The sequence below is a fragment of the Acinetobacter sp. 24-47-67 genome (assembly GCF_056779735.1).
Genome location: NZ_JBWYIK010000009.1, coordinates 113,236 through 130,866, shown reverse-complemented (window position 1 = coordinate 130,866; position 17,631 = coordinate 113,236). Strand labels below are relative to the sequence as shown.

General features: G+C 37.1%; 18 protein-coding genes. 16 read left to right on the top strand and 2 right to left on the bottom strand.

What is annotated here, in order from left to right:
• A partial coding sequence (locus AC1M9K_RS11515) for a muconate/chloromuconate family cycloisomerase (RefSeq protein WP_481589339.1) occupies window positions 1–837 on the bottom strand: 837 nt, incomplete at its 3' end.
• A gap of 114 nt (window positions 838–951) precedes the next feature.
• Here AC1M9K_RS11515 and AC1M9K_RS11510 point away from each other — a divergent pair.
• The 5 genes from AC1M9K_RS11510 (at window position 952) to AC1M9K_RS11490 (ending at window position 6,567) form a co-directional block, all read left to right on the top strand.
• Window positions 952–1,842, top strand: a complete 891-nt coding sequence (locus AC1M9K_RS11510) for a LysR family transcriptional regulator (protein WP_035266330.1) — start codon at window positions 952–954, stop codon at window positions 1,840–1,842.
• Between the two features lie 168 nt (window positions 1,843–2,010).
• Window positions 2,011–3,357, top strand: coding sequence for a spinster family MFS transporter (locus AC1M9K_RS11505; RefSeq protein WP_481589338.1), 1,347 nt, complete (start codon window positions 2,011–2,013; stop codon window positions 3,355–3,357).
• A 36-nt stretch (window positions 3,358–3,393) separates the two neighbouring features.
• Entirely contained in the window at window positions 3,394–4,386 is a 993-nt protein-coding gene (locus AC1M9K_RS11500; protein WP_481587688.1) for a helix-turn-helix transcriptional regulator, read from the top strand.
• 88 nt (window positions 4,387–4,474) lie between these two features.
• Window positions 4,475–5,590 (top strand): NAD/NADP octopine/nopaline dehydrogenase family protein, encoded by a 1,116-nt coding sequence (locus tag AC1M9K_RS11495; protein ID WP_481589337.1) that lies wholly within the window; start codon window positions 4,475–4,477, stop codon window positions 5,588–5,590.
• Window positions 5,581–6,567: a 3-hydroxybutyryl-CoA dehydrogenase gene (locus AC1M9K_RS11490; protein ID WP_481589344.1), complete on the top strand. Its 987-nt coding sequence runs from the start codon at window positions 5,581–5,583 to the stop codon at window positions 6,565–6,567. The genes AC1M9K_RS11495 and AC1M9K_RS11490 overlap by 10 nt, the downstream gene beginning before the upstream one ends.
• 30 nt (window positions 6,568–6,597) lie before the next feature.
• Here AC1M9K_RS11490 and AC1M9K_RS11485 read toward each other — a convergent pair whose 3' ends face one another.
• Entirely contained in the window at window positions 6,598–7,065 is a 468-nt protein-coding gene (locus AC1M9K_RS11485) for a MarR family winged helix-turn-helix transcriptional regulator (RefSeq protein WP_092767678.1), read from the bottom strand.
• A 138-nt stretch (window positions 7,066–7,203) separates the two neighbouring features.
• On the opposite strand from AC1M9K_RS11485, the gene AC1M9K_RS11480 reads away from it, so the two are divergent.
• The 11 genes from AC1M9K_RS11480 (at window position 7,204) to AC1M9K_RS11430 (ending at window position 17,608) form a co-directional block, all read left to right on the top strand.
• Window positions 7,204–8,337, top strand: a complete 1,134-nt coding sequence (locus AC1M9K_RS11480; RefSeq protein ID WP_481589336.1) for an amidase — start codon at window positions 7,204–7,206, stop codon at window positions 8,335–8,337.
• Window positions 8,334–9,491 (top strand): acyl-CoA dehydrogenase family protein, encoded by a 1,158-nt coding sequence (locus AC1M9K_RS11475; protein ID WP_481589335.1) that lies wholly within the window; start codon window positions 8,334–8,336, stop codon window positions 9,489–9,491. The genes AC1M9K_RS11480 and AC1M9K_RS11475 overlap by 4 nt, the downstream gene beginning before the upstream one ends.
• Before the next feature lie 24 nt (window positions 9,492–9,515).
• Window positions 9,516–9,875, top strand: coding sequence for a hypothetical protein (locus AC1M9K_RS11470; protein ID WP_035266405.1), 360 nt, complete (start codon window positions 9,516–9,518; stop codon window positions 9,873–9,875).
• 10 nt (window positions 9,876–9,885) lie between these two features.
• A complete protein-coding gene (locus AC1M9K_RS11465) occupies window positions 9,886–10,422 on the top strand; it encodes a nuclear transport factor 2 family protein (protein ID WP_180028236.1) in 537 nt (178 codons plus the stop codon).
• A gap of 30 nt (window positions 10,423–10,452) precedes the next feature.
• Window positions 10,453–11,730: an aromatic ring-hydroxylating oxygenase subunit alpha gene (locus AC1M9K_RS11460; protein WP_035266339.1), complete on the top strand. Its 1,278-nt coding sequence runs from the start codon at window positions 10,453–10,455 to the stop codon at window positions 11,728–11,730.
• Window positions 11,731–11,740: 10 nt separating this feature from the next.
• On the top strand, window positions 11,741–12,226 hold the full coding sequence (locus AC1M9K_RS11455; protein ID WP_092767687.1) for an aromatic-ring-hydroxylating dioxygenase subunit beta: 486 nt from the start codon (window positions 11,741–11,743) through the stop codon (window positions 12,224–12,226).
• 9 nt (window positions 12,227–12,235) lie between these two features.
• Entirely contained in the window at window positions 12,236–12,973 is a 738-nt protein-coding gene (locus tag AC1M9K_RS11450; protein WP_481589334.1) for an SDR family NAD(P)-dependent oxidoreductase, read from the top strand.
• 30 nt (window positions 12,974–13,003) lie between these two features.
• Window positions 13,004–13,957: a PDR/VanB family oxidoreductase gene (locus tag AC1M9K_RS11445; protein ID WP_481589333.1), complete on the top strand. Its 954-nt coding sequence runs from the start codon at window positions 13,004–13,006 to the stop codon at window positions 13,955–13,957.
• Between the two features lie 49 nt (window positions 13,958–14,006).
• Complete coding sequence (locus tag AC1M9K_RS11440; protein ID WP_481589332.1) at window positions 14,007–14,969, top strand: p-hydroxyphenylacetate 3-hydroxylase reductase component; 963 nt, start codon at window positions 14,007–14,009, stop codon at window positions 14,967–14,969.
• Window positions 14,970–15,194: 225 nt separating this feature from the next.
• On the top strand, window positions 15,195–16,430 hold the full coding sequence (locus tag AC1M9K_RS11435; protein ID WP_035266345.1) for an OprD family outer membrane porin: 1,236 nt from the start codon (window positions 15,195–15,197) through the stop codon (window positions 16,428–16,430).
• A gap of 35 nt (window positions 16,431–16,465) precedes the next feature.
• Window positions 16,466–17,608 carry an ABC transporter substrate-binding protein gene (locus AC1M9K_RS11430; protein ID WP_180028233.1) on the top strand — a complete coding sequence of 381 codons (1,143 nt, stop codon included), beginning with the start codon at window positions 16,466–16,468 and terminating at the stop codon, window positions 17,606–17,608.
• Window positions 17,609–17,631: the final 23 nt, after the last annotated feature.

Genomic DNA, 17,631 nt, shown 5'->3' with positions numbered 1-17,631 from the left:
ACCTTCGAGTAGGCCACCAGACTGAGCAACTTTTACAGCAAACACAGAAGCAGCATTACGCTTCGCTAAACGATAAGCTGTACTTGGACCCATCAATGACTCATCCGCCATAATGGCAATATCAAAACGACGAGTTAAACGCTCCATGGCATCAATATTGTCAATCGCACATGGCTGTTCAATTAGATCCACACCACCATCTTGCAGAAGCTGAATACCTTTGATCGCTTCTAACTCAGACCAAGCACGGTTCACATCGACACGGATAGAAATATCAGCACCTAACGCTTTTTTGATGGTGAGAACATGCTCAACATCTGTTTCTACAGCACGAGAACCAATTTTTAATTTAAAGAAGTTATGACGCTTAGCTTCGATCATCTTTTTCGCTTCAGCGATATCTTTATCCGTATCACCAGAAGCCAACACCCAAAGTACAGGGACGCTGTCACGCAGACGGCCACCTAGCACTTCAGACAGCGGCAAACCTAAACGTTGAGCCTGAATATCGAGTAAAGCAGTTTGAATGGCACATTTTGCAAAACGGTTGCCATTAATATTCTTCTTCAACACTTGCATAATTTGAGCAACGTTGAGATCAGTAAAAGTTTTGAGTAGTGGAGCAAAATAAGTATCGATATTGGTTTTGATACTTTCAGGGCTTTCTTCACCATAGCCTAAGCCACCGATGGTGGTTGCTTCGCCCCAACCAATGAAACCATCCGAAGTTTCGATTTTAATGAGGACTAAGGTTTGAGTTTGCATCGTTGCGACCGCCATCTTGTGTGGGCGGATCGTCGGGATTTCAACGAGCAAGGTTTCAATATTTTTGTACATGCAGCAATATATTCCATTAATATATGCTAAATACCTTATTTGAAATAAAGTATTGAAAATAGAGGTTAAGTAGTATATTAAAATACTAAAAAAGTATGGATTAAGGAAATTTCAATGGAATTAAGAACATTAAAGTATTTTGCTACTGTGGTCGAAGAAAAAAGTATTACAAAAGCTGCTGAGAAGTTATGTATCGCACAACCACCACTTACACGACAAATCAAAAACTTAGAGTCAGAGTTAGGTGTCGTATTATTTGAAAGAGGCATGAGACCGATCAAAACAACTGAAGTTGGAGAGTTTTTTTACCAATATGCTGTACAGATACTGACCTTAACAGCACATGCTAAATCGATGGTAAATCGATATAAAGTGACAGATACTACGGTACGAATTGGATATGTTGGTTCGCTTTTTTATTGGAAATTACCTGAGATTATTGATTATTTAAGAAAGCATATTGCAAATATAAAAGTTGAATTGGTGGAATGCGGAACCAGGGATCAGGTAGAAGCTTTGAAATTGGGGAAAATTGATATTGGGTTTGGTCGATTAGGAATTAGTGATCCTTCAATAAAAAGAATAGTGATCGAAAGAGAGCAACTTTTTTTAGCAGTGCACAAAGATCATACGTTAGTGACCCAAAATGTTAAGGAAGTACATTTATCACAATTGGTTAACGAACATATTTATATATATCCAAATACTCCTAAACCAAACTTCTCAACTTTTGTTCAAGGAATATTCTCTGAACTTGACTTAATTCCCCAAAATCTGATCGAGACGAGAGAAATCCATATGGCATTGGGGATGGTGTCATCTGGTGAGGGGGGGTGTATTATTCCAAAGAGTGCATGCTCTATAGGTATGAAAAATTTGAAGTTTATACCTATTCTAGATAATGAGGCTGAAAGTCCAATTACAGTTGCCTATAGAAGTATCGATAATAATGAATACATAAAACAAATATTAGATTATCTAGACGAATTGAAGAGCATGAACTAATTTTTTTAGATTAGATTAATATAAAATATCTATTTATATGCAATATTTAATGGAAAAATAAATAGAATAATAGTGTTAAAAATGATATTTATTTTATAAATCAGCATAAATTGGCATGGATTTGTCATAGGGATAGCGCTGATCTATAAAATATTTAGGATGATTTCGATGGAAAAAATTTCCGAGTTAAAGAGCAATGATGCAAAAAAGAAGGATATTTATGCTTGGTATGTTGTAATACTTTGCATGATTGCATATATATTTTCTTTTATCGATCGTCAAATTTTGGCTTTGATGATTGAACCGATAAAAGCAGATTTGAATTTAACAGACACGCAATTTAGTCTACTCCATGGACTAGCTTTTTCTTTATTTTATGCATTCATGGGGCTGCCGCTGGCTTATATCGCAGATCGATTCTCAAGACCAAAATTAATTGCTGCCGGGATTGTATTTTGGAGCATTGCAACAGCTTTATGTGGTTTAAGTAAGAACTTTATCCAGTTGTTTTTGAGCAGAATGGGTGTAGGAATTGGTGAAGCTGCTTTGTCACCTGCAGCCTATTCAATGTTTAGTGATATGTTTGCAAAAGATAAATTGGGACGAGCTGTCGCTATTTATTCGATTGGATCTTTTGTTGGTGGGGGAATCGCATTCTTAGTAGGTGGTTTTGTCATTGGATTACTCAAGGACATGTCTCTTATCGCTGTACCCTTATTTGGAATGTTAAAGGCATGGCAAGTGGCGTTTATTTTAGTAGGTTTACCAGGAGTCATTATTGGCATATTGGTACTTTTAACTGTTAAAGATCCTAAGCGTAAAGGGCAGATGGTCGATGCGCAGGGGAACGTGGTAAAAGTAAAGCTGAGTGATACTTTTAAATTCCTGAAAAAGCATAAAAAAACATTTACATGTCATTATTTAGGATTTACTTTTTATGCCATGGCATTGTTTTGCTTAATTAGCTGGACACCTGCATTTTACATACGACATTATAATATGACAGCCACTGAAGTGGGCTATATGTTGGGTGCCGTGTTACTGATTTCAAATACTTTAGGTGTATTTGCGGCTGGTTGGATGAATGATTATTTTATTCAAAAAGGCAGAAAAGATTCACCTATGTTTGTGGGTGTGATTGGAATCGTAGGTCTGATTATTCCAATGATTTTGTTTTCACAAGTTAATGAATTATGGCTATCAGTTACATTGTTGGTTGTTGCAATGTTTTTCGCTTCTTTCCCAATGCCGATCTCAACAACAGCAATGCAAATGCTTTCGCCAAATCAATTACGTGCCCAAATCTCATCTATCTTTTTACTCATCAGCAATTTGATTGCTTTAGGTATTGGTACCACATTAGTGGCTTTAATTACGGATCGTATTTTTGAAAATCCTTTAATGGTCGGTTCATCGATATCTATCGTTGGTGCAATATCATGCGTATTGTGCTTTGTATTATTGAAAGTGGGTTGTAAAGCCTTCGAAAATAGTTTGCAAGTTGAGTCTAAATAAATCATGTCTGAATAAAATAATGAGGGTACACCTATCATGTATTTATCGAATCTGAAACTTTTAAAGAAATTCAACTTATTGTCTTCAAAAGATTATTTTCAGATTAAAGATGTGATAGGACAATACTTGTGCCCTCATCAATTTGAAGTATTGAATGATGAATCTTTAGAAGTAAAATTAAGTGGGTTTTCATTTGGTCAAGTTGCACTATTTGAATTAAGTTACAATGCTCCAGTTCAAATTAGTTTTGGTGCTGAGTGTCAAAGTTATCTGTTTAGATTTAATTTGGAAGGGGAATGTAAAGTCAAATATGATCATTCAACTTATCAACAACGTCCTGGATTACTTACAGTTTCTCATCCTCATTTTGAAAATAGAATTGAACTCCAAGCCAAATGTAGAAATATCATATTAAAAATTGATCATGAGTTGATCAACACTGTTTTATATCGCTTGTTGGGATATATCCCTCAAAAAAATCTTATTTTCGATAGTGGCATTTCCTATACATCTGAAGAAAGAATTTCAATTTTAGAAACCCTGAACTACTTATGCTTTGCATATTCAAATATTGAAAACTGGTGGCAAATTTCTGATAGCTTTAGTTCATATTTGACTGAGTTATTACTGATCAAAATTCCACATAATTTCAGTGAACGAATCGCAGATAAAAAATATCAACTCATCCCAAGTTATATCAAAAATGCAGCTCACTTGATTGAGCAACATTATATGGAAGCAATCTCGATTGAGGAAGTTGCGAGGCTTGTAAAAGTCTCGGTAAGAACGCTTCAAAAGGGATTTAATACCTATTTGAACCAAACGCCTCTCAGTTTCATGACATCAATCAAATTGGACCGAGTTCATCAAGAACTTAAACACACTCAGGTTGATCAGCCTATAATTGATATCTTCAATGCTCATGGTGTAAGAAGCTTTGGACACTTTACTCGGCTTTATAAAAAACGTTATGGATGCACGCCTTCAGAAACCGTGAAACAAAACAAATTAATAGAAATAAATTCGTAATTCGAATAGCAGTACCGCTTTTTGACGCGAGCAAAAAGAAGAATCTTTCCTACTATCACAATACACAATAAATATGTAAGGGAAGAAAATGAAAATCACAGTTCTCGGCGGTGGACATGGATGTTATGCATCAGCAGTGGAAATGGCGGAAAAAAATCACGAAGTTAAATTATGGCGAAGAGATCGAGATTCACTAAAAGAATTAGCGAAATATGGTGAGCTTACTGTAAAAGACTTTCGTGGCACTAGAACAGTATCTGTTGGGGATGAACATCAAAAAATTCAACTTGAAACTGATTTATCCAAAGCTATTGAAAACGCTGAATTGATTATTATTCCTTTACCCGCAACAAGCCATGAAGATTTATCGATTGAAATAGCACCCTACTTAACATCTGGTCAAGTCGTATTTTTACCCCCAGGTACTTTTGGAACATACATATTTGCTCAAGCAATGCTTAAAGTTGGGAATAAGTCTGACGTGGCTTTTGCAGAAACGGGTACGTTGCCATATTTAGTAAGAAAACATAGTCCGAATTCTATCGTGATTAGTGTATATGCGACGAGATTGCCTACTGGGGTCTATCCAGCAAAATTAAAAGATCATGCTATTAGAGTATTAAAGCAAGCTTATGACAGCATCGAGCCTATAGAGGATGCTTTGAGTGGAGCTTTAATGAATGCAGGACCCATTATTCATCCTCCATTAATTATGCTCAATGCTGCACCTTTAGAACATTTTGATGTATGGGATATTCATAATGAAGGTACTCAACCTTCAGTGAGGAGAGTAACGAGCTTATTAGATCAAGAGCGAATGAATATTCGTGAAGCATTGGGATACTCGAAACAGCATTTCCCACTCGCAGATCACTACAATAAAGAGGGTGAAGGAGATGAGTGGATGTATGGTAGGGGGGCACATGGTAAGTTGACTGACAGTGGCGATTGGCGTGAGAAAATAGATTTACATTCACATCGGTATATGCTCGAAGACACACGATTAGGCCTGTCATTTATTGTATCGGTTGGTAAGTATGTTGGAGTCAAAACGCCGATTGCTGAAGGGCTTCTGAATATCGCATCATCAATTACTGGTAGGGATTTGTATAGTGAGGGTCGCACTCTTGAAAATTTAGGGTTATTTGATTTAACACAGCAACAATTAAAACACCTGTTGAACTCCGGAGAGCAATCTGCATGATTAAAAATATTATTATTGTAGGTGCAGGCAGAATGGGTAATGCGATTGCGATCGCATTTGCATATGCAGGAATTGAGATTGCACTTGTAGACGTAAAAGATCGAAACCCAGCAGAAAAAAATGAATTTCTGCAAAAATGGAATGACAGCCTCGAACAAGAGTTGCATCTCTTAGAACATATCGGGATGTTAGTGAATGATCAATGTAAAGTATTAAAAGAAAGAATTCATTTCTATTTCAAAGATAATCAAACTATTGATTGGAAAAATTGTGAATTAATTATTGAAGGTGTACCTGAAATAATGACTCATAAACAACACTGTTTTCGGTGGTTGGAACCCTTAATTTCTAAAAACTGTATTGTGGCATCAACGACTTCGACCTTTTTGGTCACTGATATAGCAAAATTAATTTCTCATCCAGAACGTATTGTTAATGCGCATTGGCTTAATCCTGGATATTTAATGCCTTTAGTTGAGCTAAGCCGATCTGAGCATACTGCTGATATAGTAGTAGAAAAACTAAAAACATTACTTGAGGCAATTGGTAAAGTCCCTGTGATTTGTAATGCAGTTGCTGGATACATTGTTCCAAGAATTCAAGCATTGGCAATGAATGAAGCAGCGAGAATGGTTGAAGAAAACGTAGCAAGTGCTGAGGATATTGATAAAGCGATTCGTACAGGTTTTGGTTTGCGTTTTTCAGTGTTAGGTATGCTAGAGTTTATCGATTGGGGTGGAGGAGATATTTTGTATCATGCTTCTGAGTATTTGAGAGAAGAACTTGGTGAGCGTTACAAAGCCCCTGATATTATCAAAAAAAATATGAGGGAAAATAGAAATGGTATTAGAGAACTATCAGGTTTTTACAAATATGAAAGCATGGATATTTATCAATATAAACTAAATATCATATCAAAATTCGCTGAAAATTTGCGATTTAATAAGCTTATTCCACAATATGAAATTATGAAATAAGCGTTAGTAGGTAAAAAGATTTTAGTCTTTTTACCTATTTGGCATTAAATTGAATATTTTCTTTAATTGTAAATTTAGTGACTCAAGTTCTTGTTCATCAAAAGAATTTAATATACCAGCTAAAGTAACACGATTGATCTGATTAATTTCATCCACAAGACCATATCCTTTTTCAGTGAGCTTCACCATAGAAATCCTTTCATCATGAGGGGATGAGAAAACTTCAACTATACCTTCTTCGACTAATCTATAGATTGCCTTAGTTGCAGTTGTTAATTTGATTGTTGCTAAATTTGCTATTTCAGTGATATTGGCTTCACCGAGAGCATTTGTACTCAAAATGATTTTTCTTTTTGTATTATCGAGACCTATTTTTTTTAAAGATTTATCAATCAATTGGGAATACTTACCATTAACTTGAGATATCCAAAAAAATGGGAAATTTTCCAAACTTTTGGGATCGTTATTTGGCAAATAATTTTCAAAATTTTTTAACATGAGCAGCAATTAAACTTAAAAAAATATAATTGATTATACAAGAAAAAAGACAAAGATTATTTTATTTCAAAATAACTTGACAAATACATTAATTTTTCAGATATTGATGTTGAGTATAAAAATACATGGAAAAGTGAATTGAATATTATATCTAGAAGTCTCTCTTTAGGAGATGGAAAAATTAGAGTCGTGGTTAAAGACTCAATTGATATACAAAATGAAGTGACGACACTTGGAACTCAGGCGCGCAGTGGAGCATGCCCTGCAATTTCCCATGCTGAAATTATAAAAAATATACTCAGCAGTGATTGCAAAATTATTGGAAAAACTCATCTTCATGAACTTGCATTCGGTATAACTGGAATAAACAAAAACTTCGGAACACCATTAAATGTTAAATATCCGCAACTTATTCCAGGAGGCTCTTCCAGTGGTTCGGCTGCAGCTATTGCAGCAGGTCTAGCAGACTTCAGTATTGGTACGGATACTGGTGGCTCAATTCGTATGCCAGCCGCTTGCTGTGGAGTGTATGGATTAAAACCTTCATTTGGTCGTGTAAGTCGTGATGGTGTTTGGCCAAAAGATACCACTTTAGACTGCGTCGGACCATTCGCATCAGATATCAACAATCTGATTCTTGCTATGCAGATCATTGATCCTACATTTAACGAAATCCAAATCGATCTACAGCAGATTCAATTAGGAATATTACGTGTCGAAGCGGAATCTGAAATTTGGCGTGTCTTAGATGCTGAGTTAACAAAAATTGATTTACCTCAAAAAAATCTATTCATAGACAATATTGATGAGGCATATCAAGCAGGTATGTCGATCATTAATTACGAAACTTGGGGTGCATATCATGATCTTACTCAAACTGGACTTCTAGCCAATGATGTTCAGCAGCGTTTATTAAAAGCATCTGAAACCACTCAACAAGATGTAGAAAATGCTGAATTAATAAGAACTCAATTCACAGAGCAGATCAATGATTTACTCAACAATGTTGATGTTTTGATACTGCCGACACTACCTCAATTTCCACCTAAATTAGACGAAGCTGAAAATACTGTTGCTTTCCTCAATTTAACTAAGCTCGTGCGACCATTCAATCTATCGGGCCATCCAGCGCTTACGATTCCATATGAAACATCAAATGGCTTACCTGTCGGTATGCAATTAATTGCTAAGCATGGTGAAGATGAAAAATTGTGTGCTATTGCACAACACATTGTCGATATTACGAAGCATTCACAAGGAGGTGGCAAATGAGCAATTTAGCCAAAGATCAAACAGAGAGCTTGATTGATCTTGAAGAATTATGTCAAGAGATTAGACAGCGAGCGTGTTCAGGTGAATTTGACGAACAAGCATACGTGAGTCAAGACATTATTCAAAAACTGAAATCAATTGGGGTATATCGTGCTTTAGTTCCTAAACGTTTCGGTGGTGATGAGGTTTCACCGCGTACGTTTTGTGAACTTATTGAAAGGCTCTCTAAAGCAGATGGATCAGTAGGTTGGGTTGCAAGTTTTGGTATGAGCCCAGCTTATCTTGGGAGTTTACCTGAAGAGACACTTTCCGAACTTTATAAAAATGGTCCAGATATCGTTTTTGCTGGTGGAATTTTTCCACCGCAAGCTGCTCAAGTGACCAATGAGGGTTTAGTTGTAAAAGGCCGTTGGAAATTCTCAAGTGGTTGTAAAGGTGCAGATATCGTTGGTGTAGGCATTGCCCCGATCAAAGATAATGAATCTCATGGCTTACCACGTATGGCTGTTTTACCAGCGCATAAAGCACAAATTGAAATGACGTGGGATACAGTAGGTTTAAAAGGCACAGGTAGTCACGATCTCATTGTCGATAATGTACTTGTACCTGAGCATTGGACTTTTGTTCGGGGTGAGCCATCTAAACTCAGCGAACCATTTTTCAAATATCCATCCCTCTCTTTGGCGACTCAAGTCCTCACCGTAGTCGGAATTGGCGTAGCCTCGGCGTCATTGGAAGAATTTAGAAAATTAGCTCCAGGTAAGTCGTCGATTACTGGAGGTGCAGAAATTGCTAATCGACCTATCACTCAGTACGAATTTGCGAAAGCTGAAGCTGAGTTCCTAGCTGCAAGAACATGGTTCTACAACACCATGGATATTGTATGGGAAGAAGTACTCAACGGGCGAAAACCTGAACCACATTTAATTAGTGATATGCGTCTATCTTGTACACATGCGGCAAGAGTCTGTGCAAAGGTCACCCGCAAAATGCAAATGTTAGCTGGCATGACTGCCATTTATACCAACCATCCATTTAGTCGCTTTGTGAATGACACGAATGTCGTGACACAGCATGCATTTATGGGTGATGCAACTTTACAAAATGCTGGTGCGATGAGCTTTGGGCTTAATCCGACACCTGGATATTTATAAATGACCGAAAAGAAGGAAATCGAAATGGAAGCTAAAAAATCATTACGCGTATTGTTCTGTATGGGGATTAACCAAAACTTCTTTGATGCAGAGCCAGCAGAAGCAAAAGCAGTATGGGCAGCATTTGGTGAAATGTGGAATGGTATCCATGATTTACCTGGCGTTCATGTATACGGCAACTTAGATGATGATCAAAGCATGGTAGGTGCAAGTACGGGTTGGCCTTGGACAACCTATTTATTGGCTGATGTACCTGATATTGAAACAGTTCATGCTGCATGTAATTTATTCCGTACGACTGTGGTCGGAGAAGGTCCATATAAACTTTGGAAGTATTGCAAAGTTGAAGCAAGAGTTGGTCGTGAATTAATTATTCAACGATAAGGATATCGATATGGTCGACTCTAATGAACTCAAAAGCATTCTTCAACGTCTTCAACAGTTGGAAGCGCAGAATCAAATTCGTAATTGCCTAAATCGCTATATGGAAATTTGTGATGAACTTAATCAAAACACAAATTTAGAAGCGCTGATGGATTTATTTGATCGTGAGTGTATTTGGGAGGGGGTAGGGAAAAAATACGCCCAGTCATTTGGTCGGCTTGAGTCTTGGCAGGCAGTATATGACATGTTTAAAACATACACGCTGAAGGACTCGCATTTTGTTATGAATGCACATTTTGTGAATTCTGAACAAATTTATATTGAGGGTGATGTGGCTGTTGGTCACTGGTTGATGTTGCAAACATCAACTTTCAAAACGGGTGCAAGCCACTTGAATGCAGCCAAACTGACAATCCGTTTTAAGCAACAAAATAATGGCATTTGGAAAATCAAACACTTCCAAACAGAAAATATTTTCAGTCGACCAGTAACGCATTGGACCAGTGATGATGAGTTACCAGTACCGCAATCAAATTTAGTCGGTTGAGTTGCATAAACAGTTATAAGGGAATACATGATGAATAGTGCAATACCAGTTCAAAATATTGAAATTGATTACAATGAATTAGTTCAAAGTGACCGAGTGCATACCTCTTTATATAAAGATGCACAAATCTTTGAAGATGAAATGGAAAAAATTTTCTACAGCACTTGGGTTTGGGTTGCTCATGCAAGTGAAATTCCAGATGCTGGTAGTTATAAAACGATTAATATTGGTAAACAACCTGTAGTTGCTGTACGAGATCGTAAGAAAAAAGTCCACGTCTTACTTAACCGCTGTCGCCATCGTGCTGCTACAGTTTGTGAGCATAAAAAAGGCAAAACGAATAGCTTTGTATGTCCATATCATGGTTGGAGTTACGCTTTGGATGGTACATTGCGTGGCGTTCCTTCACCTGAAAGTTATGGTGAATGTTTAGATAAATCTGAATTTCCACTGATCAGCCTACGTGTAGAAGAATATAACGGTATGATCTTTGCAACCTTCAAAGACGATATCGAGCCATTAGAAGACTTTTTAGGTGCTGCGAAAAAGTGGATTGATCTATTCATGAAGCAAGGCGCAGGTTATCCAGTCAAAGTATTAGGTGAACATCGTTTTACATTCCCAGGTAACTGGAAGATTCAGTTGGAAAATACAACTGACGCGTATCATTTCCCATTAGTTCATAAATCATTCTTAAGTTCTGTAGACGAAAAAACAGAAGAGCTTTTCAACTTTGAAAATCAACCAGGCTATGTTGAAGATCTAGGAAATGGTCACAGCGTGATGGTGATGATTCCAGAACTGGTAGATCTTGATGAAGAGTTGATGGAGCGACCAATCCAAGAGCGTTTTGAAGAACTTGCCCAAGCGCTGCGTGAAGAAGGTCATGAGGAACTTGAAGTTCGTCGAATTTGCCGTGCTGTCGGTGGTTCGGGCTTTAACTTAAATATTTTCCCTAACATTGCATGTTCTATGGCGTTCTTCCGTGTAATGCAACCATTAGCGGTAGATAAAACTGAAATTCACCACTCAGTGATTACGATGGATGGTGGACCACAAATTGCCAACCAATATCGCCTACGTCTACATGAACATTTCCAAGGTCCTTTCGGTTTTGGTACGCCAGATGATGCGGAAGCTTGGGAGCGTGTACAGCATGGTGCAAATGCGGGCAATGATCTTTGGATCATGTTGAACCGTGGTTTACCAGGAGAAGTCAAAACTGAAGATGGTCTGAAGAGTGACGTGAGTGCTGAAACAGGCATGCGTGGCGCTTACCAACAATGGAAAAAGTTGATGACGGCTTAAGGGGAAGAGCATGAAAATTAATTTAAATCTTTTGAACGAAGTAACAGCATTCATTTGGGCTGAAGCTGACATGTTAGATCATTCAGAGTATCAAGCATGGTTAAATTTATGGAATGAAAATGGCAAATACATCATTCCAATTGATCCATCATTGACAGATTACGAAAACCATTTGAACTATGCATATGACAATCACCACATGCGTCAATTACGTGTAGAGCGTTTAGAAAATGGTGAAGCAATCTCGACAGCTCCCAAGGCCAATACTGTTCGCAGCCTGTCACGTGTGCGAATTATTGAAGAAACTGATCACAAGATAATTTTACGCTGTGCACAAAATTTAAGAGAGTTCCGCAAAGAAAATTTGCGTCATTACACTGCTGATGTGATTTATGAGCTAATACGTCAAGAGAATGGCGAACTCAAAATAGACCGTAAAATTATCAATCTAGTCAATTCGACAGATACCTTAGCTGGTATCAGTTACATTCTATAGGAGGTGACCATGTCACAAGTTGTTTTGGTTACTGGTGCTGCCTCTGGTTTAGGTAATGTGATTGCTGAATATTTTGCTGAACAAGGGCATCAAGTTATTTTAACTGCAAGTACCTTAGAAAAAGCGGAAAGCGCTAAAGCTGCGAGTCAGTATCCATCGCAGATGTATCCCTTAAAACTGGATATATCAGTAGAGCAGGACTTTAGAGATGCAGTGAGTTGGATTGAAACTCATTTCAACAAGTTGGATGTTTTAATCAATAACGCCACAGTAACTAAAGCAACTCCTGTCCTTGAAATCACTGCGAGAGATTTTGATTGGGTGACACAAGTCAACCAACGAGGAACCTTTCAGTCATGTCAAATTATTGGTCAATATATGGCATCTAAAGGCTTTGGTCGAATTATCAACATGGCTTCGTTGGCTGGTCAGAATGGTGGTACTGCAACAGGAGCACATTATGCAGCTTCAAAAGGTGCAATCGTAACTTTGACTAAAATTTTTGCAAAAGAATTTGCCGCTAAAGGTGTGACGGTAAATGCCGTAGCACCAGGACCAATGGAGTCTCCAATAGTACACAGCGTTGTTTCAGATGAAAAAATGGAAGCGTTTATCAATAATATTCCTGTTAAGGCTTTAGGCAGTATGAGTTTTATCGCTGAAACTTGTGCTTTGTTAGCATCCCCACAAGCAGCTTTTGTGACAGGAGCAACATGGGATATTAACGGAGGACTATTTATGCGCTAAGCATTGGCTTAGTCATAAAGGGGGAAAACTATGAACGAAAAATACTCCGTAATAGTAAATAAAAGATCAGTAGAAGCGGAAAATGTTGTTGTCTTAGATTTAATTTCAGCAACTGAGTCTCCATTACCTGAAATCGAAGCTGGATCACATATCGATCTATTCCTGCCTAATGGTTTAATCCGTCAGTATTCTCTATGTCAAGATCCTAGTTTAAAAGGTGTTTTTCGATTAGGGATCTTAAAAGATGATGCATCAAGAGGGGGATCACTGTCGGCGTTTAATGACATCACTGAAGGGATGCAACTACAAGTCAGCCATCCTAAAAATTTGTTCCCATTGTTAGATGCATCTCACAGCGTTTTAGTTGGTGGTGGTATTGGGATTACACCGTTAATTACCATGGCTTATGATTTATTGAATAACAATAAGTCATTTGAATTGCATTATTGTGCAGCTTCTAAACAAACCGCTGCATTTGTAGATGAAATCAAGCAAGGTCCCTTAGCGAGTTATACAACTTTCCATTTTAAAGATGATGGTGCAAATCATCGTGAATTTTTTGATCACGCAATGAAAGATATTGCCAAAGATTCACATTTATATACCTGTGGTCCTAATGGATTTATGGATTGGATTATTAATCTTGCTGAGTCTAAGGGTTTTAGTTCCGATCAATTACATAAAGAATATTTTCAGGTAGATATTGATTTAGGTGGCGCTAGTTTTGAAGTTGTTGCACAACAAAGTGGTAAAACGATTCAAGTCGCTCCAGAGGAAACTATTCTGCAAGCTTTAGCGCGAGAAGGGATTAAAGTCGAGTTATCGTGCGAACAGGGCGTTTGTGGAACGTGTATGTGTGATGTGCTTGAAGGCGAACCCGATCATCGAGACGTCTACTTTACTGACGAAGAAAAAGAAAGTAATGAGCAGATTTTAGTGTGTTGTTCTCGATCAAAAACACCGAGATTAGTTTTAGATATTTAATAGTTGAATTGCCATCATGGAAGGTCATTTTGGGATTCAGGAGAAGGGAATGAATAGTTATCAAAAATCGGAAGAACAAGCTATTGATCCGATGAAATTCCGCAGAGCACTCGGTAATTTTGCAACTGGGGTTACCATTATTACAGCGCAAAATGCGCAAGGTGAAAAAGTGGGTGTAACTGCCAATAGTTTTAACTCAGTTTCATTAGACCCACCTTTAATCTTGTGGAGTATTGATAAAAAATCGACCAGTTTTGAAGTTTTTAAAAACTCTAGTCATTTTGCAGTCAATATTTTATCTGGATCTCAAATCGAGGTATCGAATAAATTTGCTAAACGCAATATTGATAAATTCAAAGGAGCAAACTACCGTTTGGGTGTAGGTAATGCTCCAGTTCTGGAAAATTGCTCTGCTGTTTTTGAATGTGAATTATTTCAAATTGTAGAAGGCGGGGATCACTGGATTATTATTGGAAAGGTCGTTAATTTTCAAGATGAAGGTCGTAGTCCATTAGTATATCACCAGGGTGCGTACTCAGCAGTAACACCACACCCAATGTTAAGAATTAAAGATTCAAATCCAGTCCAAACTGATGATTTGGGTCAACTATATCAAGGTAACTTATATAATAATGTTGCCTATCTCATGAGTCGAGCATTCAAGTTTTATCAAAATGATTACATCCCAAAGCAATTAGTCACAGGTTTTAGAACGAGTGAAGCTCGAATGCTTTTAGTGCTAGGCAGTGGTGCAAGTTCATGCAAAGATGATTTACCACGTGATATAGCAATGCCTATGCGAGAAATAGAAAGAGCAGCGGAAATCCTTAAGAAGGATGAGCTACTAGTCGAAACAGAAGAATTCTACCAATTAACGGATAAAGGTAAAAAAACCGCACATTATTTATTTGATATAGCTGATGAGCATCAAAATGAAGTATTTGCAAAATACAGTGACCAAGAAAAGAATACCTTTATCACCATTCTAAAAGATATTGCGGGTATTCATTAAATCAAATTGGGCTAAATGTTAGATCATTTGGCCTTTTTTCAATCTATGAAGATTTAAAAGGGATTTAATTATTAATTAAGGTATATAAATATACTTAAAAGAAAATTGAATTTTCTATGGAATTGGAAAAGAATTGGGTTGAATATATGAAATTTCATATAGCTGAATAGAAAAAATTAAACAGGGTTGAGTGAGAAAATCAGTAAAAAACTAAGGGGAAGTTGAGTGAAAAAGTTACCTACATTTGCAATACTAGCAATTTGCTGTAATACAGCAGTTTATGCGGACTTGGTAAAAGATAGTCAAACGACAATAAATTTAAGAAATTTCTTTATTGATCGAAATAACACAACACAGCCTGATGTTGGTAGTTGGTCACAAGCATTAGGTCTAAAGTTTAGTTCAGGTTATACCAATACACCCGTTCAGGTGGGTTTTGACGTGACTTCAAGTTACGCACTAAGATTATCAAATCATAATGCTGAAAGGTCTGATTCGATCTTACCATTTGATCCCATAAAAAATGAGCAAGAACGTAGTTATAATAAATTTGGTGCAACCTTAAAGCTGAAATATAAAGATTCTGAGCTATTAGTTGGGGAACTTTCGCCAAGAACACCTGTTGCATTTATTGATGATTCACGTCAGTTGGTGACAACATATGCTGGTGCGGCATTTGAAACGAAAGCGATTCAAAATTTAAAATTTTCAGCTGGAAGAATCACTCATATAAACGCGCGTAATGATGATGAATTTGAAAAACTAAGCTTGTTTGCACCAGGTAAAGCAAGAATAGAAAGTAATGGTTTAAGTTATGTTGGTTTAGACTATAATTTTAGCCCTAAAATTTCAGGCTCTTACTGGTTTGGTCAGCTCGAAGATATTTATAACCAACATTATTTAAATGCAGCATATAACACTCAAATTGGCGACTCTAAAATCAAATTAGATGCACGTTATTTCCATAACAGTGAAGCTGGTGACAAATACTATGGAAACATAGATAGCAAAACATTTGGCGTTCAGGCCAACATTCAAAATGGCTCACATAGTTTTGCTGCAGGTGTTCAAAAAAATTCCGGGGATACCAATTTTCCAACATTTGATGGATTCGCTCCTCAACCTTTCCTACATACTTGGTCAACTTTAGGTTTCATCAAACCTGAAGAACTTACTTATCATGCACTTTATTCTTATGACTTTAAAAATGTTGGTTTGCCGGGTTTAAGAACGACTTTGCGTTATTTATATGGTACGAACATAGAGCGTAATGGCCTACCAGATAATAAAGAAACTGAAGCTAATTTCATTGTCGGCTACACCGTTCCAGAAGGGTCTTTTAAAGGGTTGGGTATAGAATGGAGGTATATCGACACGACTACTAAATATGGTGCAGGAACAACCAATGGTAATGATTTTGTTGAAAATCGAATCATTACTACATATAGCTATAAATTCTAATTACATAAACAGTTAATGGACAAACTGGAGATTATATGATGTTTAAAAAATTATTATTATCAACAAGCTTAATCGCAATTGCCACTTATGCTCAAGCTGATATCACGATTGGAGTTGTGACATCATCATCCGGACCTGTAGCAATGGTAGGTATACCACAAAAAAATACAGTTGCTTTATTACCTAAAAAAATTGGTAATGAAAATGTTCGATATATTTCTCTTGATGATGCGAGTGATCCTACAGCATCTGTCAAAGCTGTCGAGAAACTAATTAAAGAAAACAAAGTTGATGCAATTATTGGTCCTTCTGGTTCACCAAATGCTTCTGCAGTGATAGGGACAATTGCTAAAGCGAAAGTACCTCTTCTTGCACCTGTTGGTACTTCTACGATAGTCATGCCAATGACGGATCAAAAAAAATGGGTGTTTAAGACCACTCAGAATGATGAAATCATCGCAGAAGCGCTTGTGCAAGATATGGTGAAGCGAAAAATTACAACTCTAGGATTTATCGGTACTGCTGATCCGTATGGAGAAAACTGGGGAAAAGTCTTAGCGAATTTAGCAAAGAAAAATGGGATTAAAATCGTTGCTCAAGAATCATTTCAACGTCAAGATACCTCTCTAACTGGTCAAGCGTTAAAACTCATAAGTAAAAAACCACAGGCAATTCTAGTTGCAGCACCAGGCAGTTCAGCAGTGCCTCCACAAACTGCTTTATATGATCGAGGCTATCGAGGGCAAATTTATCAAACGCATGGTGCGGCTTTAGATCAATATTTAAAAATGGGTGGCAAGAAAGTAGAAAATACGATTTTAGCTGCCAGTTTAATGCTTGTTTTAAATGAAGTATCTAATACACATCCTTCTAAGAAAATTGCTACTAAATATATCAATGATTATAAAGCAAAATATAAACAAACACCTGCAACTTTCGGGGCAAATGTGTATGACGCAGGTATTTTGCTTGAAAAAGCTGTACCGACTGCTTTGAAAAAAGCAAAGCCTGGCACCGTGCAATTCCGTGAAGCTCTACGTGATGCATTGGAATCTACAAAAGAAGTCGCAGGAACTCAAGGCGTGTATAACATGAGCCCATCTGATCATAGTGGATTTGACAAGCGTGGGCGTGAAATGATCATTGTTAAAAATGGTCAGTGGAAACTACTGAAGTAAATTTAGCTTTTCATCATAAATGA

Bases quoted from the DNA above. Each gene is read 5' to 3' on its own strand.
- AC1M9K_RS11450 (WP_481589334.1), top strand. From the start codon at position 12,236: ATGTCACAAGTTGTTTTGGTTACTGGTGCTGCCTCTGGTTTAGGTAAT.
- AC1M9K_RS11445 (WP_481589333.1), top strand. From the start codon at position 13,004: ATGAACGAAAAATACTCCGTAATAGTAAATAAAAGATCAGTAGAAGCG.
- AC1M9K_RS11495 (WP_481589337.1), top strand. From the start codon at position 4,475: ATGAAAATCACAGTTCTCGGCGGTGGACATGGATGTTATGCATCAGCA.
- AC1M9K_RS11470 (WP_035266405.1), top strand. From the start codon at position 9,516: ATGGAAGCTAAAAAATCATTACGCGTATTGTTCTGTATGGGGATTAAC.
- AC1M9K_RS11500 (WP_481587688.1), top strand. From the start codon at position 3,394: ATGTATTTATCGAATCTGAAACTTTTAAAGAAATTCAACTTATTGTCT.
- AC1M9K_RS11475 (WP_481589335.1), top strand. From the start codon at position 8,334: ATGAGCAATTTAGCCAAAGATCAAACAGAGAGCTTGATTGATCTTGAA.
- AC1M9K_RS11455 (WP_092767687.1), top strand. From the start codon at position 11,741: ATGAAAATTAATTTAAATCTTTTGAACGAAGTAACAGCATTCATTTGG.
- AC1M9K_RS11465 (WP_180028236.1), top strand. From the start codon at position 9,886: ATGGTCGACTCTAATGAACTCAAAAGCATTCTTCAACGTCTTCAACAG.
- AC1M9K_RS11430 (WP_180028233.1), top strand. From the start codon at position 16,466: ATGATGTTTAAAAAATTATTATTATCAACAAGCTTAATCGCAATTGCC.
- AC1M9K_RS11485 (WP_092767678.1), bottom strand. From the start codon at position 7,065: ATGTTAAAAAATTTTGAAAATTATTTGCCAAATAACGATCCCAAAAGT.
- AC1M9K_RS11440 (WP_481589332.1), top strand. From the start codon at position 14,007: ATGAATAGTTATCAAAAATCGGAAGAACAAGCTATTGATCCGATGAAA.
- AC1M9K_RS11460 (WP_035266339.1), top strand. From the start codon at position 10,453: ATGAATAGTGCAATACCAGTTCAAAATATTGAAATTGATTACAATGAA.
- AC1M9K_RS11510 (WP_035266330.1), top strand. From the start codon at position 952: ATGGAATTAAGAACATTAAAGTATTTTGCTACTGTGGTCGAAGAAAAA.
- AC1M9K_RS11505 (WP_481589338.1), top strand. From the start codon at position 2,011: ATGGAAAAAATTTCCGAGTTAAAGAGCAATGATGCAAAAAAGAAGGAT.